General features: G+C 71.3%; 20 protein-coding genes. 8 read left to right on the forward strand and 12 right to left on the reverse strand.

Translation table 11 applies throughout. The annotated features are described in order from the left end of the window. Positions 1-69: 69 nt before the first annotated feature. The 5 genes from JKV81_RS32170 (at position 70) to JKV81_RS32195 (ending at position 5,231) form a co-directional block, all read left to right on the forward strand. Entirely contained in the window at positions 70-1,416 is a 1,347-nt protein-coding gene (locus JKV81_RS32170; RefSeq protein ID WP_202079153.1) for a sulfate adenylyltransferase subunit 1, read from the forward strand. A gap of 234 nt (positions 1,417-1,650) precedes the next feature. Continuing rightward, a complete protein-coding gene (locus JKV81_RS32180; RefSeq protein WP_202079155.1) occupies positions 1,651-2,766 on the forward strand; it encodes an aliphatic sulfonate ABC transporter substrate-binding protein in 1,116 nt (371 codons plus the stop codon). Positions 2,767-2,815: 49 nt separating this feature from the next. Further along, on the forward strand, positions 2,816-3,607 hold the full coding sequence (locus JKV81_RS32185; RefSeq protein WP_099174953.1) for an ABC transporter ATP-binding protein: 792 nt from the start codon (positions 2,816-2,818) through the stop codon (positions 3,605-3,607). Beyond that, positions 3,594-4,472 (forward strand): ABC transporter permease, encoded by an 879-nt coding sequence (locus tag JKV81_RS32190; RefSeq protein ID WP_099174952.1) that lies wholly within the window; start codon positions 3,594-3,596, stop codon positions 4,470-4,472. Before JKV81_RS32185 ends, JKV81_RS32190 begins: the two co-directional genes overlap by 14 nt. Before the next feature lie 6 nt (positions 4,473-4,478). Next, a complete protein-coding gene (locus JKV81_RS32195) occupies positions 4,479-5,231 on the forward strand; it encodes a sirohydrochlorin chelatase (RefSeq protein WP_129266180.1) in 753 nt (250 codons plus the stop codon). On the opposite strand, the gene JKV81_RS32200 is transcribed toward JKV81_RS32195, so the two are convergent. From JKV81_RS32200 to JKV81_RS32245, 10 genes are all read right to left on the reverse strand, one after another. Beyond that, positions 5,186-5,869: a mycothiol-dependent nitroreductase Rv2466c family protein gene (locus JKV81_RS32200; RefSeq protein WP_129266179.1), complete on the reverse strand. Its 684-nt coding sequence runs from the start codon at positions 5,867-5,869 to the stop codon at positions 5,186-5,188. The genes JKV81_RS32195 and JKV81_RS32200 overlap by 46 nt on opposite strands. 77 nt (positions 5,870-5,946) lie before the next feature. Next, a complete protein-coding gene (locus JKV81_RS32205; protein WP_202079157.1) occupies positions 5,947-6,948 on the reverse strand; it encodes a ketopantoate reductase family protein in 1,002 nt (333 codons plus the stop codon). Between the two features lie 103 nt (positions 6,949-7,051). Beyond that, a complete protein-coding gene (locus JKV81_RS32210) occupies positions 7,052-7,969 on the reverse strand; it encodes a S1 family peptidase (protein WP_124275413.1) in 918 nt (305 codons plus the stop codon). Positions 7,970-8,561: 592 nt separating this feature from the next. Further along, positions 8,562-8,945, reverse strand: a complete 384-nt coding sequence (locus JKV81_RS32215) for a nuclear transport factor 2 family protein (protein ID WP_202079159.1) — start codon at positions 8,943-8,945, stop codon at positions 8,562-8,564. Further along, on the reverse strand, positions 8,938-9,486 hold the full coding sequence (locus tag JKV81_RS32220) for a DUF1697 domain-containing protein (RefSeq protein ID WP_129266176.1): 549 nt from the start codon (positions 9,484-9,486) through the stop codon (positions 8,938-8,940). Before JKV81_RS32220 ends, JKV81_RS32215 begins: the two co-directional genes overlap by 8 nt. 94 nt (positions 9,487-9,580) lie before the next feature. Next, entirely contained in the window at positions 9,581-10,783 is a 1,203-nt protein-coding gene (locus JKV81_RS32225; protein ID WP_202079161.1) for a S8 family peptidase, read from the reverse strand. Between the two features lie 391 nt (positions 10,784-11,174). Next, entirely contained in the window at positions 11,175-12,383 is a 1,209-nt protein-coding gene (gene mgt / locus JKV81_RS32230; protein WP_202079163.1) for a macrolide-inactivating glycosyltransferase, read from the reverse strand. A gap of 65 nt (positions 12,384-12,448) precedes the next feature. Next, positions 12,449-13,744: an ABC transporter substrate-binding protein gene (locus JKV81_RS32235; RefSeq protein ID WP_129266173.1), complete on the reverse strand. Its 1,296-nt coding sequence runs from the start codon at positions 13,742-13,744 to the stop codon at positions 12,449-12,451. Then, positions 13,744-14,583, reverse strand: a complete 840-nt coding sequence (locus JKV81_RS32240; RefSeq protein WP_099174942.1) for a carbohydrate ABC transporter permease — start codon at positions 14,581-14,583, stop codon at positions 13,744-13,746. Before JKV81_RS32240 ends, JKV81_RS32235 begins: the two co-directional genes overlap by 1 nt. Then, positions 14,580-15,518 carry a carbohydrate ABC transporter permease gene (locus JKV81_RS32245; protein WP_202079165.1) on the reverse strand — a complete coding sequence of 313 codons (939 nt, stop codon included), beginning with the start codon at positions 15,516-15,518 and terminating at the stop codon, positions 14,580-14,582. The genes JKV81_RS32240 and JKV81_RS32245 overlap by 4 nt, the downstream gene beginning before the upstream one ends. A gap of 127 nt (positions 15,519-15,645) precedes the next feature. Between JKV81_RS32245 and JKV81_RS32250 the strand changes: the two genes are divergently transcribed. Both JKV81_RS32250 and JKV81_RS32255 read left to right on the forward strand, forming a co-directional pair. Then, positions 15,646-16,512, forward strand: a complete 867-nt coding sequence (locus tag JKV81_RS32250) for a phosphotransferase enzyme family protein (protein WP_202079241.1) — start codon at positions 15,646-15,648, stop codon at positions 16,510-16,512. Between the two features lie 158 nt (positions 16,513-16,670). Continuing rightward, positions 16,671-17,072 carry a DUF4333 domain-containing protein gene (locus JKV81_RS32255; protein ID WP_202079167.1) on the forward strand — a complete coding sequence of 134 codons (402 nt, stop codon included), beginning with the start codon at positions 16,671-16,673 and terminating at the stop codon, positions 17,070-17,072. Between the two features lie 39 nt (positions 17,073-17,111). Here JKV81_RS32255 and JKV81_RS32260 read toward each other — a convergent pair whose 3' ends face one another. Both JKV81_RS32260 and JKV81_RS32265 read right to left on the reverse strand, forming a co-directional pair. Then, positions 17,112-17,825, reverse strand: a complete 714-nt coding sequence (locus tag JKV81_RS32260) for an exonuclease domain-containing protein (protein ID WP_124275405.1) — start codon at positions 17,823-17,825, stop codon at positions 17,112-17,114. Between the two features lie 78 nt (positions 17,826-17,903). After that, the gene (locus tag JKV81_RS32265) at positions 17,904-19,136 is read right to left on the reverse strand and encodes a DUF5919 domain-containing protein (protein WP_129266171.1); all 1,233 of its coding nucleotides are present in this window, start codon (positions 19,134-19,136) and stop codon (positions 17,904-17,906) included. 379 nt (positions 19,137-19,515) lie between these two features. Between JKV81_RS32265 and glgX the strand changes: the two genes are divergently transcribed. Beyond that, the gene (gene glgX, locus JKV81_RS32270; protein WP_129266170.1) at positions 19,516-21,672 is read left to right on the forward strand and encodes a glycogen debranching protein GlgX; all 2,157 of its coding nucleotides are present in this window, start codon (positions 19,516-19,518) and stop codon (positions 21,670-21,672) included. The last annotated feature ends 29 nt before the right edge of the window (positions 21,673-21,701 follow it).

Below are 21,701 nucleotides of genomic sequence, written 5' to 3' on the forward strand. Positions count from 1 at the left end.
CTCCGCCTTGCGATGCACGGCACCAGACCCCGCTCCCTGACCCGGCCTGATCCACACGAGAGGCCCGCCATGACCACCACCACCACCGAGCAGCTCTCGGCCACCACCCTGCTGCGGTTCGCCACCGCCGGGTCCGTCGACGACGGCAAGTCGACCCTCGTCGGACGGCTGCTGCACGACTCGAAGTCGGTCCTCACCGACCAGCTGGAAGCCGTCGCGCTGGCCTCCACCAACCGCGGCCAGGAGGCGCCCGACCTGGCGCTGCTGACCGACGGGCTGCGCGCCGAGCGCGAGCAGGGCATCACCATCGACGTGGCGTACCGCTACTTCGCCACGCCGCGCCGCCGCTTCATCCTCGCGGACACCCCGGGCCATGTGCAGTACACCCGGAACATGGTCACCGGCGCCTCGACGGCCGAGCTGGCCGTCGTCCTCGTCGACGCCCGCAACGGCGTGGTCGAGCAGACCCGCCGGCACGCCGCGGTGGCCGCGCTCCTGCGGGTCCCCCACGTCGTCCTCGCCGTGAACAAGATGGACCTGGTGGACTACGCGGAGCCCGTCTTCGCCGCGATCGCCGAGGAGTTCACCGCGTACGCCGCCTCGCTCGGCGTCCCGGAGATCACCGCGATCCCGATCTCGGCGCTGGCCGGCGACAACGTGGTGGAGCCCTCCGCCCACATGGACTGGTACGGCGGCCCGACGGTCCTGGAGCACCTGGAGACGGTGCCGGTCAGCCACGACCTCACCGAGTGCCACGCGCGCTTCCCGGTCCAGTACGTGATCCGCCCGCAGACCGCCGAGCACCCCGACTACCGGGGGTACGCCGGCCAGATCGCCGCCGGGGTGTTCCGCGTCGGCGAGGCCGTCTCCGTACTTCCGTCCGGGCGCACCACGACGATCGAGGGGATCGACGCGCTCGGCGAGAGCGTCGACATCGCCTGGGCCCCGCAGTCGGTGACGCTCCGGCTGGCCGACGACATCGACGTGTCGCGCGGCGATCTGATCGCGCCGAGCTCCGACACGCCCGCCACCACGCAGGACGTCGAGGCGACGGTCTGCCACGTGGCCGACCGGCCGCTCACGGTGGGCCAGCGGGTGCTGCTCAAGCACACCACCCGCACGGTCAAGGCGATCGTCAAGGACATCCCGTCGCGGCTCACCCTGGACGACCTCTCCCAGCACCCCGCCCCCGGGCAGCTCGTCGCCAACGACATCGGACGCGTCGTGGTCCGTACCGCCGAGCCGCTCGCGCTCGACGCCTACGCGGACTCGCGGCGCACCGGCTCGTTCCTGCTCATCGACCCCGCCGACGGCACGACGCTGACCGCCGGTATGGCCGGCGCCTCGTTCGCCGCCGTCACCGACGGGGACGCGGACGCGGACACCTCCGCCGAGGACGCGGCGTGGGACTTCTGATGCTCACCGACTTCTTCTCGACCTTCGCGAAGGAGGGCGGCCGGGTCGGCAGCGGCGCCCTCGGCAGCGGCCAGGGCGGGGTCGGACGATGTGCGTGATGACGTACGCGCACTGCCTGCGCGCCCGCCCGTGCCACCCGCACCGCCCGTTCAGACGAAGACCTGCCGACCGCCCGGCCGCGTCACCCCGTTCAAGGGGGGCGTGAGCACCGGGCCAACGAGAGGAAAGCCTCCCGTGCCTGCCACCCGTACCACTCTCCGCCGCAGCCTCGCCGCTGCCGCCGCTCTGCCGCTGCTCGCCGTGGCGCTCACCGCCTGCGGCTACGGCTCCGAGGCGAAGGACGACGACTCCGGTAAGACGGACGTCTCCGCCGACGGGAAGAAGCTCTCCGCGGACACCGTGAAGATCGGGTACTTCCCGAACGTCACGCACGCCACCGCCCTGGTCGGTATCCAGGAAGGCCTCATCGCCAAGGAGCTGGGCGGCACCACGGTCAAGCCCTCGACGTTCAACGCCGGGCCCTCCGAGATCGAGGCGCTCAACGCGGGTTCGATCGACATCGGCTTCATCGGCCCCTCCCCCTCGATCAACGGCTACAGCAAGTCCAAGGGCCAGAGCCTGCGCATCATCGGCGGTTCGGCCTCCGGCGGCGTGAAGCTCGTCGTGAACCCGAAGAAGATCAAGACCCTGGACGACCTCAAGGGCAAGAAGATCGCCACCCCGCAGCTCGGCAACACCCAGGACGTGGCCTTCCTCAACTGGATATCCGAGAAGGGCTGGAAGGTCGACGCCCAGAGCGGCAAGGGCGACGTCTCCGTGGTCCGCTCGGACAACAAGGTGACCCCGGACGCCTTCAAGTCCGGTTCCCTGGACGGCGCCTGGGTCCCCGAGCCGACCGCTTCCAAGCTGGTCTCCGAGGGCGGCAAGGTCCTGCTCGACGAGTCGAAGCTGTGGCCGGACGACAAGTTCGTCATCACGAACATCATCGTGTCGCAGAAGTTCCTCTCCGAGCACCCGGACGTCGTGGACGCGGTGCTGCGCGGCACGGTGAACACCAACAAGTGGATCAACGCCAACCCGGACAAGGCGAAGGCCTCGGCCAACTCGGCGCTGGAGAAGCTGAGCGGCAAGGCCCTGCCCGCCGAGGTCCTCGACCCGGCGTGGGAGTCCATCCAGATCACCGACGACCCGCTGGCCGCCACGCTCCAGGCGCAGGCCGACCACGCGGTGAAGGCCGGTCTGCTGGAGAAGCCCGACCTCGCCGGCATCTACGACCTGAAGCCGCTGAACAAGATCCTCAAGGCCGAGGGTCAGCCCGAGGTCGCCGACGCCGGTCTCGGCGCCAAGTAGCCCACCCGACCGCACCAGGATCTCCGATGACTCCCAGGAGGTGACGACCATGGCGACCACCACCCTCACCAAGGCCGAGGACCGCGCGGCGGTCGAGCACGCCGCTCGTCTCACGCACGTGTCCAAGTCCTTCTCCGGACCCACGGGGCAGCAGCTCGTCCTGGACGACATCTCGCTCGATGTCGCTCCGGGCGAGTTCGTCACCCTCCTGGGAGCGTCCGGGTGCGGCAAATCGACCCTGCTCAACCTGGTGGCCGGACTCGACCGCCCGACCGGGGGGTCCATCGAGACCCCCGGCGGGCGGCCGGCCCTGATGTTCCAGGAGCACGCCCTCTTCCCGTGGCTGACCGCGGGCAAGAACATCGAACTGGCCCTGCGGCTGCGCGGGGTACCGAAGTCGGACCGCCGCCCGGAGGCGGAGCGGCTGCTCGAACTCGTGCGCCTCGGCGGGGCGTACGGGAAGCGGGTGCACGAGCTCTCCGGCGGTATGCGCCAGCGGGTGGCGATGGCCCGGGCGCTCGCCCAGGACAGCCAGCTGCTGCTGATGGACGAGCCGTTCGCCGCGCTCGACGCCATCACCCGCGATGTGCTGCACGACGAGCTGACCCGGATCTGGCGCGAGACCAACGCCTCCGTCCTCTTCGTCACCCACAACGTGCGCGAGGCGGTGCGGCTCGCGCAGCGCGTCATCCTGCTGTCCTCGCGTCCCGGCCGGATCGCCCGGGAGTGGACGGTCGACATCGAGCAGCCCCGCCGCATCGAGGACACCGCCGTGGCGGAACTGTCCGTCGAGATCACCGAACAACTGCGTGGGGAGATCCGCCGACATGGCCAGCACTGAAACCAAGGCCGACGACCTGGCGGGTCTCGAGGCGGGGCTGGACGCCCTCGACGCCGTACAGGTACGCAGGACGCCGACCCGCGAGATCCTGCTCAACAAGGTGCTGCCGCCGGTCGTCGCGGTCGTCCTGGTGGTCCTCGTCTGGCAGCTGCTCGTCTGGGCGAAGGTCACCGACGACTACAAGCTGCCGCCGCCCTCCGCGGTCTGGGAGAGCCTGACCGACATGTGGGTGCAGGGCACCCTGCTGGAGGTCGTCTGGACCAGTGTGTCGCGCGGTCTGCTCGGCTTCGTGATGGCCGTCGCGATCGGCACCCCGCTGGGGCTGCTGGTCGCGCGGGTGAAGGTGGTCAGGGCGGCGATCGGCCCGATCCTGTCCGGACTTCAGTCCCTGCCGTCCGTCGCCTGGGTGGCGCCGGCGATCATCTGGCTGGGCCTGGACGACAGGACGATGTACGCGGTGATCCTGCTGGGCGCGGTGCCGTCCGTCGCCAACGGCCTGGTCTCCGGCGTCGACCAGGTGCCGCCGCTGTTCCTGCGCGCGGGCCGCACGATCGGCGCGACGGGGCTGCGCGGGACGATCCACATCGTCCTGCCGGCCGCGCTGCCCGGCTATCTGGCGGGCCTCAAGCAGGGCTGGGCGTTCTCCTGGCGTTCCCTCATGGCCGCCGAGATCATCGCGTCCTCGCCCGACCTGGGCCTGGGCCTCGGCCAGTTGCTGGAGAACGGCCGGAACAACTTCGACATGCCGGGCATCTTCCTGGCGATCCTCCTCATCCTGTTCGTCGGCATCGCCATCGACCTGCTGATCTTCAGTCCGCTGGAGCGGCGGGTGCTGCGCAGCCGCGGTCTCCTCGTCAAGAGCTGAGTTCCCATGGCCTCCCCCGTCCTGCTCGTCATCGCCCACGGCAGCCGCGACCCGCGGCACGCGGCGACCGTGCACGCGCTCACCGCGCGGGTGCGGGCGCTGCGGCCCGGGCTGCGCGTGGAGACGGGCTTCCTGGAGTTCAACGCGCCGTCCGTGCCCCGGGTGCTGGAGCGCCTGGCCGCCGAGGGCGCGGGCGAGGTCGTCGCCCTTCCCCTGCTGCTCACGCGGGCCTTCCACGCCAAGTCGGACATCCCCTCGGTGCTGCGCGAGGCCCGCGCACGGCTGCCCCGGCTGCGGATCGGCCAGGCCGGTGTCCTCGGCCCGTCCCCGCTGCTGAACGCGGCCCTGGAGCGGCGGCTGTACGAGGCCGGGGTGGCGCCCGGCGACAAGAGCTCGACCGGGCTGGTCCTGGCCTCGGCGGGCTCCACCGACCCGGAGGCGATCGCAGTGATCGCTGAAATCGCGCGGGAGCTGCGGCACACCGGTTGGTGCGCCGTGCGGCCTGCGTTCGCCTCCGCATCGCTTCCGCGCACCGCGGACGTCGTACGCGCCCTTCGGGCGGACGGCGTCCGGCGGGTCGCGGTGGCCCCGTACGTCATCGCCCCCGGCCGCCTCCCGGACCGCATCGCGGCGGGCGCGGAGGAGGCCGGTGCCGATGTCCTCGCCGGCGTACTGGGCCCGTCCCCCGCCCTGGCCCGGCTGCTGCTGACCCGCTACGACGAGGCGCGGGTGCCGGTGGCCGGGACGCTGAGCGCCTGACCCGTGTCCGCGAGGTCCAGGCTGCCGGTGCGCTCGCGCTTCAGCTCGAAGAAGTCCGGGTGGCCGGCGAGGACCCGGAAGCTGTCGAAGAGCCGCGCCGCCTCCTCCCCCCTAGGTACGGAGTTGAGCACCGGCCCGAACCAGACGGTTCCGTCGACGTGGATGGTGGGCGTGCCGACGTAGGAGCCGGCGGCGGGGTCCTTCCCCCGGTCATGGCTGCGGCGTACCGCTTCGTCGTACGTGTCCGTGTGCGCGGCCTCCGCGAGGGCGGCGGGCAGGCCCAGTTCGGCGAGCGACTCGGCGACGACGGCGTCGAAGTCCTCGTTCTTCCCGGGGTGGATGCGGGTGCCCAGCGCAGTGTAGAGGTCCCTGAGGATGCCGGGGCCGTGCTCCTCGGCCGCCGCGGCGGCGACCCGGACGGGGCCGATCGACCGGTCGACCAGTTCGCGGTACCAGCCGGGGAGTTCGTTGCCGGTGTTGTGCAGGTGGAGGCTCATGACGTGGAAGCGGAGGTCGATGTCGCGCCGGCGCTCGACCTCCAGCATCCACCGGGAGGCGATCCAGGCGAACGGGCAGGCGGGGTCGAAGTAGAAGTCGACCGTCGTCCTGCCCGTCGTGTCGTTCACATGGGTGGTCATGCGAGGAGCCTAGAGAGCATGTGGCCCGTGGCTCTGGGCCATTCGGCCGGTGTTCCGCTGGGCCATCTCCCGGGCGCTCAGGACTCCGCGTCGGCGAGGGCGGTGAGCTCGGCCACCGTCATCGATCCGGCGGCCCGCCGCTCCCGGGCGAAGGAGTTCGCGGTGCGCCGCAGTACCTCGTTGACGGGTGTCGGGACGCCGTGCAGCCGGCCGAGCAGGACGATCTCCCCGTTGAGGTAGTCGGCCTCGATGGTGCCCGTGCCGCGGCTGAGGCTCTGCCAGGAGGACCCGGCGCCGCGCTCGGACCCGTCGAGCGGGTCGAAGCGGATCCTTCCGTCGCGGGCCGCCTCCTGCTCGGCGCTGTCCGTGGCCTCGATGCCGGTGGCGGCGAGGACCGCGCGTCCCTCGGCCTGCGCCCGGTCGAGGAGGGCGGAGGCGTCGGGTCCGCTCAGCACTCCGGTGGCCGCCTCGATCGCGTTGGCGAGGTTGGAGAGCAGCTTGGCGTACTTCCAGCGCATCACATCGGGGACGACGGGGGCCTCCAGCCTCGCCTTCTCCCAGTCGGCCGCGACGGCGCGCACGGTGTCGTCGGTGCCGGAGGGGTAGCGGCCGAGGTGCAGGATGCCGGTGAGCGGCGCTCCGGGGGCGAGCACCTTGCCCGGCTCCACGAAGGTGGCGGGGAGGAAGACGCAGCAGCCGTAGACGCGGTGGAAGCGGCGCAGGGCCAGCCGTTCGCTCTCGACGCCGTTCTGCGCGCAGATCAGGGGGAGCCGCTCCCCGGCCGTTCCGCCGCCGGCCACGGGCCGCACGCTCCAGGCGTCGAGGGCTGCGACGCTGTCCTGCGTCTTCACGGCGAGGACGAGGACGTCGTCGGGCCGGAGACCGACCGCCGCCGGGCCGTCCGCGACGGGCAGCCGGTGGGTGCGTGTCCCCTCGGGTGTGGTGAGGCGCAGCCCGTCCTCGCGCAGGGCGTCGTACTGGGCGCCCCGCGCGACGAGCACCACCTCGTGGCCCGCCTCCGCGAGCCGTCCTCCTATGGCGCCGCCGACGGCGCCCGTTCCCACGATGATGTAGCGCATGCCGTGAGCCTTGCATACCGCCGGACCTCGGGGAAAGCGGTCACGACAACGGGCCGCGCTCGGTGAGCGCGGCCCGTCGGCAGGTCGTGGGGGTGCGTGAGCGCTAGAAGACGCTGACGCCGTAGGCGCTCAGCGCCTCGGTGACCGGCTGGAAGAACGTGGTGCCGCCGGAGGAGCAGTTGCCGCTGCCGCCCGAGGTGAGGCCCAGTGCCGTGGTGCCGGAGAAGAGCGAACCGCCGCTGTCGCCGGGCTCGGCGCAGACGTTGGTCTGGATCAGGCCGCTGACGATGTCGCCGCCGCCGTAGTTCACCGTCGCGTTGAGGCCGGTGACGGTGCCGCTGTGGACGCCGGTGGTGGAACCGCTGCGCTTGACGGACTGGCCGACGCTGGGGGTCGCGGCCGAGGTGATGTCCTGGTAGCTGCCGTTGTAGAGGTAGACCCGGCCGTCCGCCGCGGCGGAGTTGGAGTGCCGGATCAGCCCGTAGTCGTTGCCCGGGAAGCTGGAGCCGGCCCGCGTGCCGAGGGTCGTGCTCTGGCCCGAGTTGGTGTACCAGGTGCTGCCTATCTCGGTGCAGTGCCCGGCGGTCAGCGCGTAGTAGGTGCTGCCGCTGCGGACGTTGAAGCCGAGGGAGCAGCGTCCGCCGCCGGCGTAGATGGCCTGTCCGCCCGCGATGAGCTTGTTGAACGTGCCCTCGGTGCGCTTGATGTCGGCCTTCGCGCCCGAGTCGGTGACCGACTCCTTGATCGTGGCGATCTCGGCGGCGGTGACCGAGCTGTCGACGGTCACGACGACCTTGCCGGTGCTCGCGTCGGTGTACCAGGCGGTACCCGCGATGTCGGCGCCGCGGACGGCCGAGCTGGCGTCGGCGAGCGCGGCCTTCGACACGGTGGCGTCCGGTGCCGCCTGGGCTACCGCGGTGGGTGCAGCAAGCGCGACAGCGGTGACCAGACCTGAGGTCGCGGCGATGAGGCGAGCGCGTCTGGAGAGCGAGCTGAGGGGGGCGAAGCGCTTGAAGGTCACAGGATCCTCCGTCATTGGGGGTGTCAGGTCCGCTGGGTGGGCGGGCCGGGATGTGCGGCTGTCCTCGACCGCGGGTTCTGGTCGTGGACCTGCCAACCGCACGACTCGAATCCTTGACTCCGCTTGCACCGGTGACAAGGTCGCCTTCCGGACCGCGACGGAGAACGGACCCTGAACTCCGCTATGCGTGCGAGTGGCCTCCGAACAACGGGGTCCGCCCACCGAACGGAGGCGGACAGCGAATTGCAGCAAAGCCCGTAACGGGGATCGGACGTCGGCGGCTGTCTACGCGCATCGCGTTCCTACACACCGCCGCTGCCCGCGGGCCGCGCCGCCGGCCGTGCCCACGGTCCGGACCGGGCCGGCCGGGGCGCGGCCCGTTCGGACGGCTTACCAGTGTTTTGCCCGGGCGCCGCAGGTGGCCGGAATCAGCCCCTCCGGCGAGAACCGGCCGCACTCCGGGCGCAGAACAGTCCGGGGCGGCACTCTTGCGACGCCGTCCCGGGGTGTGCTGCGGAAGCCGTGGGAGCCCTGTGGCCCCGCCGGCTCGGACCTCGGCCGCTCGGATCCCGCCGGCTCGGACCTCGGCGGCTCAGACCTCGGCGAACGGATCGTCGATGAAGGGCGTCGCCTGGTGGAAGTAGAGCCGCCAGCCGCTCCCGGTCAGCCGCCACAGCGAACTGCGATGGGACCGCAGGCCGTTCGACTCGGTGTCGAAGGTGAGGTGCACCAGGTCGGGGGCGAGCTGGTCACCCCGCATCCGGGTCGCGACGAGCGAGTCGCGGCGGGGCGCCTCCGGGTCCGTGAGCATGGCGATGATCGTGTCCCGCTCCCAGAGCCGGCCGCTGGTGCCGATCTCCCGGAAGTCGGGGTGCAGCAGGGTGGCCAGCACGTCCGCCGAGGCCCGTACCACGGGGTCGAGGAGGCGGAGCTCGCCCTCTACGGCTGCGTCCACGGCGGGCAGGGGCTCAGTCACGCGTCATCTCCACAAGCTTGACCACGGTGTTCCAGTTACGGCTGGTGGCGACGAGGCCACGGGTGAGGGCGGGACGGCCGAGCGCCACGGCGAGCTTGGAGCGGCCGAGCCCCTCGGGCGCGTACAGATACAGGGCGCGGTCCCCGAGCCGGAACTCCTCCGGGCGGAACGCGTCGGCGTCGAGCGAGGCGAACCGTGCCGCGTCGAGGGGCTTGTCGACGTACGTGACGTGCAGCTGCTTCGCCTCGAGCTCGGCGGCGGGGAAGGGGCAGGCGTCGGCCACGGCCGCGAGATAGGCGCCCGAGCGGACGAGGCAGTCGACCGGGAAGCCGAAGTGCTCCTGGATCGCCCGCTCCAGCCCGGCGGCGAGCTCGCCCTCGTCGTCCGACGCGCTGCGGAAGACGGCGTTCCCGCTCTGCAGGTGGGTGGCGACGTCCTCGTGCCCCAGCCCACCGAGCAGCGTGCGCAGTTCGGCCATCGGGACCCGCCGGTGGCCGCTGACGTTGATCCCCCGCAGCAGCGCCGCGTACATCGTGCTCATGTCCCCACCCTAGAGCTTCCTCATGGAACAGGCCGCCGCGCCCCGTGGGGGAGGGCGCGGCGGCCTCCTGCATGTGCTGTGCGGCCCTTCGGACCTACTCCACGATCTTCAGGAGCTTGTTCGCGGTGCCCTCGGTCGCGTTGGAGATGGCGTCCGGGGTGGCGCCGTCGGTGAGCGCCGTGGCGACCTCCTCGGGGGTGGCGTCCGGGTGACCGCCGAGGTAGACGGCGGCCGCGCCGACCACGTGCGGGGTCGCCATGGACGTACCCGAGATGGTGTTCGTGGCGTCGTCGCTGTCGTTCCAGGCCGACGTGATGTCCGAGCCGGGCGCGTAGATGTCCACGACCGAGCCGAAGTTGGAGAACGACGACTGCTCGTCGTCCACCGTGGACGAGGCGACCGTGATGGCCTCGGGGACGCGGGAGGGGGAGCCCTCGCCGGCGTCGCTCGACTCGTTGCCCGCGGCGACCGCGAAGGTGACGCCGGAGGCGATGGCCTTCTGCACGGCCGCGTCCAGCGCCGGGTCCGCGGATCCGCCGAGGCTCATGTTGGCGACGGACGGGCCCTGGTGGTTCTCGGTGACCCAGTCGATGCCCGCGACGACCTGCTCGGTGGTGCCCGAGCCCGCGTCGTCCAGGACGCGGACGGCCACGATCTTCGCCTTCTTGGCCACCCCGTGCGATGCGCCCGCGATGGTCCCGGCCACATGGGTGCCGTGTCCGTTGCCGTCGTCGGCGTCGTCGTCGTTGTCCACGGCGTCGAAGCCCGACGTGGCGCGGCCCTCGAAGTCGTTGTGGGTGATGCGGACACCCGTGTCGATCACGTACGCCGTGACGTCGCCGCCGGCGGCGTCCGGGTAGGTGTACGCGTCGTCACCGGCGGTCTCGGCCTGGTCGATCCGGTCCAGCCCCCACGACGGCGGGTTGTCCTGGGTGGCGTCGATGTGGAACTTCTTGTTCTGGACGACCTTGGAGACGGCCGGGTCGGCGGCGAGCCGCTTGGCCTCGGTCTCCGAAAGCCCGCTGGCGGAGAAGCCGTTGATGGCCGACTTGTAGTTCCGCTGGAGCTTGCCGCCGTACTCCTTGGCCAGCCCGGCCTTGTCGGCCTTCTGGTCCAGCATCACGATGTAGCTGCCGGAGACGGCCGTCGCCGCGTCCGCGCCGTAGACGGTGCCCATCGCGGGCGCCGGAGCGGCTCCGGCGAACGGGGTGGTGAGCAGGGTGACGCCGGCGGCGGCTGCCACGGCGGTTATCGCGGCGGTGAGCTTGACCGAACGCACGCGCTTGTGAAGTGCCATGAAGAGGGGTCTCCTCGTCATTCTTTGTGGGGGGATTGGCCCTCGGCCGGAAGATCTCCGGGGGCTGCCTCGAAACACTGCTCGATTGACGCGCCCAGATCAAGAACTTCATGCAGCCGTCACCCACTCGGCAAACTTTGGTCACAGAAAACCTGCGCACATCGCTCGATGCCGGGCAAACCGCCGCGAGCTTTTTTCGAACATGAAGGCCCACATACGCTTCTGACGGGTGAACTCGGCGCGATCGAGGGCGCATGACCGCACATCACTGCTAATGAGCGCGTGAGTGGAATGGGACGTTTCGGTTGTGCGGACCGTGCGCACACCACCGGGACCGCCCCGCCGGCGAGGAGCCCGAGCACGGGAGCGGTCCCGGTGACATGCGGTCGGATCAGCTCTTCGCGGGCGGCAGTTCGGCCTCGATGAGGTCGGCGGCCCGCACGCTCCCGCCCTCCCCCGCCATCCGCTCCTGGATCCGGGCCAGCCTCGCGGCCACGTCGGGGTCGTCCACCAGGGCGAGCACCGCGGCACGCAGGGAGGCGGCGTCGGCCTCCTCCTTCGGCAGGTGCCGGGCGACGCCGAGGGCCTGGAGCATGTCCGCGTTGCCGAACTGGTCCACGGCCTGCGGGACCGCCACCATCGGGGTGGCGGTGGCGAGCCCCTCCTGGCTGCCGCCCGCGCCCGCGTGGGTGATGAAGGCGTCCGCCTGCTTCAGCACGGACAGCTGCGGGACCCGGGAGTGCACCTCGACACTGTCCGGTACGTCGCCGAGCGCGGAGGGGTCCACCCGGCTGCCGATCTGCAGCACCACGTGCCAGCCCGGCAGGTCGCCGAACGCCTTGACGCACTCGCGGTAGAACGCCGGCTCGTCGGTGAACGAGGACCCGAGGGAGACCAGCAGGACCTTCTCGGCACCGGCGGGCCGCTTCCACTCGCCCTGGCCGGCCCGGTCGCCCTGGCAGGCGCCGACGAAGGTGAACCTGGCGTGATCCACCCGGTCGGCGTTCGGCTGGAGCGCCTCGGGGATCAGTACGAGACCGCGGCGCGGCCGGGCCACGAAGTCGTCCGATGAGAGGTCGCCCAGACCGTTCCCGGCGAGCCACGCGGCGAAGCGCGCGTAGTACGCCCGGCCCCGCTCGGTCTGCTTCAGCTCGGCGGTCGCGGGGTCGCCGACCTCCTCCGCGTACCCCTCCCAGGGGACGAGATTGGGCCAGAGCTGGACGGCGGGAACGCCCCAGCGGTGGGCGAGGACGCGGGCCGGGTAGGAGGTGATGTCGTGCAGGACGAGGTCGGGCTCGTCCCCGTCGAAGGCGTCGGCGAGCTGCGGAAGGGCCTGGACGGCGTCCTCCAGGAACGGCTCGATGTTGTCGATGAGTTCGGTGCCCCAGTCCTCCGGGTTGTCCGCGGTGGGCAGCACGGAGGTATAGATCACCGGCTCGGCCCCGGTGGCGGCGACCGTCCCGGCGAAGGAGGCCGGGATGGCGTAACTGACGCGGTGCCCACGGGCGACGAGCTCCCGGATCACTTCGAGGCTCGGGTTCACATGTCCGTGGGCGGCGATGGAGAACATGGCGATGTGGGCAGGCGGGGTCGTTGGCATGCCGCCACCCTAAACGAGACGAGACGTCTCGTCCACCAGAATATGCGGGCCTGGCCCCGCCCGGTTCAGCGCTGGTAGCGGGCCAGCACCCGGTTTCCGTCGTCGACCAGGCGTTTTCTCAGCTCCTCGGTGCCGATGGCCCCGCTGTAGTACTCCTGGAGGGCGGGCGTGGCGACCTTGTCCTTCCACTCGGGATAGCCGCGCACCGACTGCGCGGGGGCGGGGCGCAGCGCACGGGCGAGCGCGGTGCCGGTCGCCCAGCCGTTCTCCTCGGTGTGCAGCGCGGGATCGGCCAGCGCCTCGGTGCCGGTGGGCAGCATCCAGTCCCCCTTGGCCAGCCGCACCATGTTCGCGGGGCGCAGCAGGAAGTCGATGAATTGCGCGGCCTCCTTCTTGTGCGGGCTGTCCTCGGCGACCGAGAGGGTCTGCGGGCTGACCCCCTGGGCGAGCCCTCCACTGCCGGCCGGGGCCGGCAGCACCGTCCACCCGAAGCCCTCGGGGGCCTGCTCGACGACCTGCTGGCGGTAGGAGAAGCCGAGCGGGACCATGGCGTACTTGCCGCCGAAGAAGCCGGGGAGCGTGTCCGACCCGCCCATGCCGAGCGCCGAGCGCGCGGCGCTGTGATCGGAGTTGACCTGGTCGCGGACCGTGCCGGGCATGATCCGGTCGCCGGCGTCGGACCGGATGGTCACCTTGCCGTCCGCGCCCCGGTGGAAGAGCTGCCCGCCGGCCGAGAGGCCCAGGTTGAGGGTGACGGAGACCGGCTCCTTGAGCGGCCAGGCGACCCCGTACGTCCCCTTCGTCGTCAGCTTCTCGCTGACCTGGCGGAATTCCGGCCAGCTCCAGGGTTTCTCCGGGGTCGGGATCCGGACACCCGAGGACGCGAGGATCTTCGTGTTGGCGATGAGGACCTTGGGTTCCTGGAGGAAGGGGACCCCGTAGACGCCGCCGTCGAAGGTGGTGGTCTCCCAGGACTGCCGGGGGATGTCCCGGGTCAGCCGGCCGGGCAGCAGGTCCCGCAGATCGGCGAGGTATCCGCCGTACGCGAAGTCCGCGAGGTCGTCGGAGGCGTCGTGGATGATGTCGGGCGCCTCGCCGCCCTCGAAGGAGGTGAGCAGCTGGTCGTGCACGTTGTCCCAGCTGCCCTGGACGTAGTCCACCTGGATGCCCGGGTGGGCGGCGTTCCACTCGCGTACGAGCTGCTTGTTGGCGTCGACGGACTCCTTCTGCCAGGCCAGCGACTGGAAGCTGAGCCGGATCGTGCCGTCGGCGTCCCTGCCGTGGCCCTCTCCCGAGCAGCCGGTCAGCAGGAGGGCGAGCGCGGTGGCCGTCGCGGCGAGCGCGGGCAGGCGGCGGCGCATCAGTGCTTCACCGCCCCGGCGGTCAGGCCGCCCGTGATGCGCTTCTGGATGACCGCGAAGAGCACGAGCGAGGGAAGGGTGGCGAGGAACGCGGCGGCGGCGAGCGGTCCGAGGTCGGCCACACCCTCCGCGCCGAGGAAGTGGGTGAGTACGACCGGCAAGGTCTGCTTCTCCGGGGTCTTGAGCAGGACGAGCGCGAAGAAGAACTCGTTCCATGCGGTGATGAACGCGAAGAGCGCGGTGGCGACGATCCCCGGGGCCAGCAGCGGCGCGGTGACCGACATGAGGATCCGCGCCCTCCCCGCCCCGTCGACCGCGGCGGCCTCCTCCAGCTCGGGCGGCACGGCCCGTACGTAGCCGGCGAGCATCCAGAGCGCGAAGGGGAGTGACCAGACGACGTACACCAGGATCAGCCCCCACAGCGAGTTGATCAGGTGCAGGTGCTTGAGGACCAGGAAGAGCGGGATGATCACCAGGACGAACGGGAACGCCTGGCTGACCACGACCCACCCGGTGGCGGCCGTGGACAGCCGCCCCCGGTGGCGGGCCATCACATAGGCCATGGGGGTGGCGATGACGACGGCGATCAGGGCGGCGCAGAGCGCGGCGGTGAGCGAGTTGGCCGCGGCCCGCAGCAGCGGCTGTTCGTCGAAGGCCTGCCGGAAGTTGTCCAGCGTCGGGTCCTCGGGGATCCACGTGGGGTGCAGCGATCCGAGCTCACGGGCCGGCTTGAAGGCGGTGGAGATCAGCCAGAGGAAGGGGAACGCCAGGAAGACGAGGTAGCACAGGAGCGCGGCGTACTGCCCGGCGCGCGCGGTTCTGCCCGTACGGAGGCTCATGCGTCCTCGCCTCCCCTGAGCCGGCCGACGAGATAGAAGGCGAGGAGCACCGAGATGACGGCGACCATCACGCATCCCATGGCGGCGGCGTAGCCGAACTGCCCGTAGCGGAACGCCTCCTCGTAGGCGAAGAGCATCGGCAGCCGGGTGCGGCCGCCGGGTCCGCCGCTGGTCAGGACGTAGACCAGGGCGAAGGAGTTGAAGTTCCAGATGAAGTTGAGCGCGCTGATCGCGAGTGCCACCGGCCTGATCGCGGGCCAGGTGACGGTACGGAAGCGGCGCCAGGCCCCGGCTCCGTCGAGGGCGGCCGCCTCGTGCAGCTCGTCCGGGGTGTTCTGCAGACCGGCGAGCAGCGCCACGGCGGTCTGCGGCATACCGGCCCAGACGCCGACGACGATCACGGCGGGCAGCGCGGTGGCGAGCCCGGTCAGCCAGTCCCTGCCGTCGCCGAGGCCGAGGTCCCGGATGGTCTCGTTGAGGATGCCCGCGTCGGGGTTGTAGACCAGGCGCCACATGATGCCGACGACGACCTCGGGCATGGCCCAGGGGACGATCGCCAGCGCCCGGGCGAGCCAGCGCATCCGCAGGTTCGCGTTGAGCAGCAGGGCGAGGCCGAGGGCGAGCACGAACTGCGGGACCGTGACCCCCACGGCCCAGAGCAGACCGATCCGGAACGAGTCCCAGAACAGGGTGTCGTGCAGCAGGTCCTGGAAGTTGAGGACGCCGATCCACTGGGTGGAGCGGGTGCGGCCCGACTGCGCGTCGGTGAAGGCCAGCAGGATGCCGTACAGCAGCGGGCCGACGCTCAGGATGAGGATCGGGATCAGTGCGGGCAGCACCAGGAACCAGGTGGCGCCGTCCCGCCGGCGGCTCCCGCCCGGCCCGCCGTGTGGGCGCGTGCGCCCGGACCGCGTCGTTGCGGTCGCCAGTGTCATGAATTCGACCCCTTTGTCATTCCTGGATCGGTTTCATCCCCGTATGGCCGACCGAGCGGCCCTCGTCATCGTGCTGACGGGCCGCCCGTTCGTCAAGGTGGCCTGCGAGGATGAGAAAATCGGGGCCATGGACGAATTGCGCGCACGCGAGGTACTGACGGCCGCCGGTCTGCCCACCGGTGCGGAGCTCCTCGCGCTGGGCGAGAACGCGGTGTTCGCCGTCGACGGCCTGGTGGCCAAGGTCGGCCGGGACGCCACCCACCACCCGGAGCTGCGGGAACGGGCCGAGCGCGAGGTGGCCGTCGCCCGGTGGCTGGCCGACGCGGGCGTACCCGCCGTCCGGGCCGCCGAGCCGGAGGCCCGCCTGGTGGAGGGCCACCCGGTGACCCTGTGGCACCGGCTGCCCGAGGCCGTACGGCCGCCCGAGCCGCGCGACCTCGCCCCGCTGCTCACCCAGGTCCACGCGCTGCCCGCGCCGGGGGACTTCACGCTGCCGCGCCGCGAGCTGCTGGGCGGTGTCGAGCGCTGGCTGCGGCTCGCGGGCGACGCGATCGACCCGGCGGACGCCGACTATCTGCGCGGCCGGCGCGACGGCTTCGCGAAGGCGGCGGCGGCCCTCGCCCCGCACCTGCCGCCGGGCCCCATCCACGGCGACGCGCTCCCCCGCAACGTCCATGTCGGGCCGGACGGACCGGTCCTGGTCGACCTGGAGACCTTCTCCGCCGATCTGCGCGAGCACGACCTGGTGGTCCTGGCGCTCTCCCGTGACCGCTACGGCCTGCCCGCCGAGGCCTACGACGCGTTCACCGAGGCGTACGGCTGGGACGTGCGAGGCTGGGAAGGCTGCGCGGTCCTGCGCGGCGCCCGCGAGACGGCCAGCTGCGCCTGGGTCTCCCAGCACGCCCCGGCGAACCCGAAGGCGCTGGCCGAATTCCGGCGCCGGGTGGCCTCCCTGCGCGAGGACGACCCCGAGGTGCGCTGGTACCCGTTCTGAGCGGGGCCGCGCCGCACGAAAGCCCGGGTCCGGCACCGGGCCGGCGCGTATGCTGCCGTCTGTTTGTCCCGACCCGGCCGGCGCACCATCGCAACAGCGCGCCATCCGGACACCGCACCGTCCCATCAGCAGCATTCACGCACGCATTGGAGCTTGTCATGACCATATCCCGCCTGCCCGTGGTGGCATGGAGCCTCGCGACGGTGGCGGCCGGTGCGCTCCTCGTCGGCTGCTCGGGCTCGGTGTCCATCGGGAACGTGGAACCGAAGAAGTCCGCCGGCGCGTCGGAGGGATCCGACGGGGGTTTCGCGCCGAAGGTGTCCGCTGCACAACTGGGCGACACGGTGGCCGAGAAGCTGGCCGCCACCACCGGCCAGCCGAAGCCGGACGTCACCTGCCCCGACGACCTGGTCGGCAAGGTCGGCACCACCACCCGCTGCACGCTGAAGGCCGCCGACGGCAGCACCCTGGGCGTCACGGTCACCGTCACCGCGGTCGACGGCGACAAGATCGACTACGACATCAAGGCCGACGACACGCCCACCCCGGCCCCCAACTGATCCCAGGCCCCTCCCGGACCACCGCCCCCGCAGCCGCGGTCATCGCATCCGGGGGATGAGCGGCCAGGCAGCTTCGACGACCGCCGCCGGGTCCGCAGTACGCCGCAGATAGGCCTGCAGGGAGAGGGACTGCTCGGCCGCCGCGCGCACCTGGAGGCCGTGCAGCTCCTCCAGGCCCATCACCCCGACGGGCTGGTGCTTCTCCCCCATGCGCCGCACCACACGGGCCGCGGCCACGGCGTCCGCCCGCGCGTCGTGCGCGTCCTCCAGCGACACCCCGTAGTGGGCGCAGAGCGCGTGCAGCGCCCGCTTCCCCTTCCGGTACTTGTCGACGTGCTTGTCGATCACCAGAGGGTCGATGACGGGTGAAGGAGCGTCGCCCAGGCGCTCGCTGACCGACTCGATGCCGTACCGCCGGCACTCACGGTCGAGCAGGGACAGGTCGTACCGCGCGTTCATCACCACCAGCGGGGTCCCCGAGCGCAGCCCCTCGGCGACGGCCGCCGCGATCTCCTCGACCGCGGCCGCGGCCGGCGCCCCGTGCGCGCGGGCCCGTTCCGTCGAGATGCCGTGGATCGCCGATGCCTGCTCCGGTATGGCCACACCGGGATCCAGCAGCCAGGTCCGCTCCCGCGACACCGATCCGTCCGCCTCGAGCCGGACGACCGCCGCCGTCACGATGCGGTCGGTCTCGACGTCCGTCCCCGTGGTCTCCAGGTCGAACGCCAGCAGCGGTCCGCTGATCCAGCTCATCCCGTACCTCCTCATATGGTGCGTTCCCCCAAGTGATGACCACCTTCGCACGCACCACTGACAACGCCGGAAGGGGCGTCAGGAGACGGGCCTGGAGTCCGTCCAGACCGACTCGAACTCCTCGCGGTAGGTCTCGAAGAGGCCGTGCTCGCTGTCCTGCCCCGCCCTGACCACCGCACGCCCTCCGCCGCGCAGCACCAGCACGGGCGCCTCCATGCCGCGTGCGCGCCGCAGATACGGCTGGACGACCCCCACCGCGTCGGGCCCGTCCCCGTCCACCAGGTACGCCGTGAACCTCGGCGTCTCGTCGAAGACGTGGATCTGGAAGGCGCCCGGGTCGCGGAGCTTGGAGCGGACCCGGCGCATATGGAGGATGTTCATCTCCACGGACCGGCTCAGCTCGCCCTTCTTGAGACCCAGTTCGCGCTCCCGGCGCTTGACCGCGCTGCTCGCCGGGTTGATGAACAGCAGCCGGACCCGGCAGCCCGACTCGGCGAGGCGGACCAGCCGGCGCCCCGAGAAGTTCTGGGTGAGGAGGTTGAGCCCGATGCCGATCGCGTCCAGCCGGCGGGCCCCGCCGAACAGGTCCTCGGCGGGCAGCTGGCGCTGCAGCCTCACCCGGTCCGGGTGGACGGAGACCACGTCGGCGTACCGGTCGCCGACCAGCTCCTCCACGGCGTCGACCGGCAGCCGCTCGGCGGACGGGACCGCGGCTCCGCTGCCGAGGATCTCCAGGAGCCGCGCGGAGGCCCGCTCGGCCTGCGCCAGGACGGCCTCGTTCAGCGCGCGGTTGCGGGAGACGACGTTGCGCGCGACCTCCAGCTCGTCCAGGGCGAGCTCCACCTCGCGGCGGTCGTCGAAGTACGGCTCGAAGCACGGCCAGTGCTGGACCATCAGCTCCCGCAGCTGCGGGAGCGTGAGGAAGCTCAGGACGTTGTCGTCGGCCGGGTCCAGCAGATAGCCCTTGCGGCGGGAGACCTCCCGGACCGCGACGGCGCGCTGCACCCACTCCTGCCCCGCCGGCCCCGCGGCGGCCACCACCCAGTCCTCGCCGTGCACCGGCTCGTAGATCGGCCGGATCACGGCGGAGACCACGGCGCGCAGCCGCTGTTCCACCAGATTCAGCCAGATGTACGCCCGCCCGGCGCGCTGGGCCCGCGTGCGGACCTCGTTCCAGGCGTCCGCTCCCCAGTTGAGATCGGCACCGATCTCCATGGGCTGTGCGAGGGAGACAGCACCTGGCGGGGCATCGGTCGATTCCCCCTCGTGACCCGCGTCACCTGGGGGCAGCTCGAACCCTCCCGAGCTCACCCGTGTACCGCCTTCCACTCCCCCACCAACGATCAAGGAAGGGTACTCCGGTAGCGGGAGCCGGTGCAGCAGGATGCACAGGCTCCTTACTCAACTCTCCTATGCGGCAGGCTCGTTCCTTGCGGTGAGATCGGGTGGAGTGAGATGGTTCATAGTGATTGCGCACCCCCTCGCACGCCGCATGACGGACGGAGGAGCGGCCCGGCGGCCCGGACCCCTGTCCGGGCGACACCGAGGTGTCCCAGGTTGACCGGCACGGCGGGAAGACGCGACGGGACCCGGCCGCACCGGTCGACGTACTAGGTACAGGACCGTCTTTCGGGGAGTATCGGGGCGAAAACCCCCCAGCACCCGGATCAGAAGTGGAAGAGTCCTATCTATGCAGGTCTGGCCGGGACACGCGTATCCCCTCGGCGCCACGTACGACGGCGCAGGAACCAACTTCGCGGTCTTCTCGGAGGCCGCCGACCGAATCGAGTTGTGCCTGCTGCACGACGACGGTTCAGAAACGGCGGTGGAACTCCGCGAGACCGACGCCTTCGTCCGTCACGCCTATCTGCCCGGGGTGATGCCGGGGCAGCGCTACGGCTTCCGGGTGCACGGACCGTACGAGCCGCAGCGCGGACAGCGGTGCAATTCCGCGAAACTGCTCCTCGATCCGTACGCACGTGCGATCTCGGGGCAGATCCAGTGGGGCGAGGCCGTCTACGGCTACCCGTTCGGCAAGCCGGACGAGCGCAACGACCTCGACTCGGCGCCGCACACGATGAGCTCCGTCGTGGTCAATCCGTACTTCGACTGGGGCGACGACCGCCGCCCCCGTACGGACTACCACCGCACGGTGATCTACGAGGCCCATGTGAAGGGCCTGACAATGCTCCACCCGGGTCTGCCCGAGGAGCTGCGCGGCACGTACGCGGGGCTGGCGCACCCCGAGATCATCGCGCATCTGACCGAGCTGGGCGTCACGGCGATCGAGCTGATGCCGGTGCACCAGTTCGTCCAGGACCACCGGCTCGCCGACGCCGGGCTGGCCAACTACTGGGGCTACAACACCATCGGCTTCTTCGCCCCGCACAACGCGTACGCCTCCTGGGGCGACCGCGGTGAGCAGGTGCTGGAGTTCAAGCAGGCCGTGAAGGCGCTGCACCAGGCGGGCATCGAGGTGATCCTCGACGTGGTCTACAACCACACGGCCGAGGGCAACCACCTCGGTCCGACGCTCTCCTTCCGGGGCCTGGACAACGCCTCGTACTACCGGCTGGCGGACGACCAGAAGTACTACATGGACACCACCGGCACGGGGAACTCCCTGCTGATGCGGTCCCCGCACGTCCTCCAGCTGATCATGGACTCCCTGCGGTACTGGGTGACCGAGATGCATGTGGACGGTTTCCGCTTCGACCTGGCCGCGACCCTCGCACGCCAGTTCCACGAGGTGGACCGGCTGTCCTCGTTCTTCGACCTGGTGCAGCAGGACCCGGTGGTCAGTCAGGTGAAGCTGATCGCCGAGCCCTGGGACGTGGGCGAGGGCGGTTACCAGGTGGGGAACTTCCCGCCGCTGTGGACCGAGTGGAACGGCAAGTACCGGGACACGGTGCGGGACCTGTGGCGGGGCGAGCCCCGGACCCTCGCGGAGTTCGCCGGGCGTCTCACGGGCTCCTCGGACCTCTACCAGGACGACGGCAGGCGCCCGCTGGCCTCGATCAACTTCACCACCTGCCACGACGGCTTCACGCTGCACGACCTGGTCTCGTACAACGACAAGCGCAACGACGCCAACGGCGAGGGCAACCGGGACGGCGAGAGCCACAACCGCTCGTGGAACTGCGGAGCGGAGGGGGAGACCGACGACAAGGAGGTCCTGGAGCTGCGCAGCCGTCAGATGCGCAACTTCATCGCCACGCTGATGCTCTCCCAGGGCGTGCCGATGCTGAGCCACGGCGACGAGTTCGCCCGGACGCAGCGGGGCAACAACAACGGCTACTGCCAGGACAACGAGCTCTCCTGGGTCCACTGGCCCGATCCGGCGGCGGCTTCGCGCGGCGAGGACGGCGAGGAGGACGCCGGCGGTACGGACACGAGTCTGCTGGAGTTCACCCGGGCCATGGTCTGGCTGCGCCGCGACCACCCGGTCTTCCGGCGCAGACGCTTCTTCCACGGCCGCCCGGTGGAGGGCACGCACGACGAGCTGTCGGACATCGCGTGGTTCACCCCCCGGGGGGACGAGATGACCCAGCGGGACTGGCAGGCGGCGCACGCGAAGGCCATGACGGTCTTCCTGAACGGCCACGCCATCTCGGAGCCGGGGCCACGCGGGGAGCGGATCTCCGACGACTCGTTCCTGCTCATGTTCAACGCGGGCGCGGAGACACTGGAGTTCGCCGTCCCGATGAACCACGGCAAGCAGTGGCAGGTCGTCGTGGACACGGCGATCCCGGACGGGGTGCCGCCGGGGGCCGGGCCCAAGGTGTCGGCGGGCGAGCGGGTGACGCTCGTCGGGCGGAGCCTGACGGTGCTCAAGCGTCCGGCGTAGACCGTTGGGGTGACGGACCGGCCGGGCGG

Origin of the sequence: Streptomyces silvae (assembly GCF_016745505.1) — a bacterium.
Lineage (GTDB): Bacteria > Actinomycetota > Actinomycetes > Streptomycetales > Streptomycetaceae > Streptomyces > Streptomyces silvae.

Excerpts from the sequence above, each read along its gene's own strand:
- JKV81_RS32245 (WP_202079165.1), bottom strand. The coding sequence starts at position 15,518 with ATGACACTGGCGACCGCAACGACGCGGTCCGGGCGCACGCGCCCACAC.
- JKV81_RS32205 (WP_202079157.1), bottom strand. The coding sequence starts at position 6,948 with ATGCGCTACATCATCGTGGGAACGGGCGCCGTCGGCGGCGCCATAGGA.
- JKV81_RS32260 (WP_124275405.1), bottom strand. The coding sequence starts at position 17,825 with ATGAGCTGGATCAGCGGACCGCTGCTGGCGTTCGACCTGGAGACCACG.
- JKV81_RS32225 (WP_202079161.1), bottom strand. The coding sequence starts at position 10,783 with ATGGCACTTCACAAGCGCGTGCGTTCGGTCAAGCTCACCGCCGCGATA.
- JKV81_RS32195 (WP_129266180.1), top strand. The coding sequence starts at position 4,479 with ATGGCCTCCCCCGTCCTGCTCGTCATCGCCCACGGCAGCCGCGACCCG.
- glgX (WP_129266170.1), top strand. The coding sequence starts at position 19,516 with ATGCAGGTCTGGCCGGGACACGCGTATCCCCTCGGCGCCACGTACGAC.
- JKV81_RS32255 (WP_202079167.1), top strand. The coding sequence starts at position 16,671 with ATGACCATATCCCGCCTGCCCGTGGTGGCATGGAGCCTCGCGACGGTG.
- JKV81_RS32185 (WP_099174953.1), top strand. The coding sequence starts at position 2,816 with ATGGCGACCACCACCCTCACCAAGGCCGAGGACCGCGCGGCGGTCGAG.
- JKV81_RS32200 (WP_129266179.1), bottom strand. The coding sequence starts at position 5,869 with ATGACCACCCATGTGAACGACACGACGGGCAGGACGACGGTCGACTTC.
- JKV81_RS32250 (WP_202079241.1), top strand. The coding sequence starts at position 15,646 with ATGGACGAATTGCGCGCACGCGAGGTACTGACGGCCGCCGGTCTGCCC.
- JKV81_RS32235 (WP_129266173.1), bottom strand. The coding sequence starts at position 13,744 with ATGCGCCGCCGCCTGCCCGCGCTCGCCGCGACGGCCACCGCGCTCGCC.
- JKV81_RS32170 (WP_202079153.1), top strand. The coding sequence starts at position 70 with ATGACCACCACCACCACCGAGCAGCTCTCGGCCACCACCCTGCTGCGG.
- JKV81_RS32190 (WP_099174952.1), top strand. The coding sequence starts at position 3,594 with ATGGCCAGCACTGAAACCAAGGCCGACGACCTGGCGGGTCTCGAGGCG.
- JKV81_RS32220 (WP_129266176.1), bottom strand. The coding sequence starts at position 9,486 with ATGAGCACGATGTACGCGGCGCTGCTGCGGGGGATCAACGTCAGCGGC.
- JKV81_RS32240 (WP_099174942.1), bottom strand. The coding sequence starts at position 14,583 with ATGAGCCTCCGTACGGGCAGAACCGCGCGCGCCGGGCAGTACGCCGCG.
- mgt (WP_202079163.1), bottom strand. The coding sequence starts at position 12,383 with ATGCCAACGACCCCGCCTGCCCACATCGCCATGTTCTCCATCGCCGCC.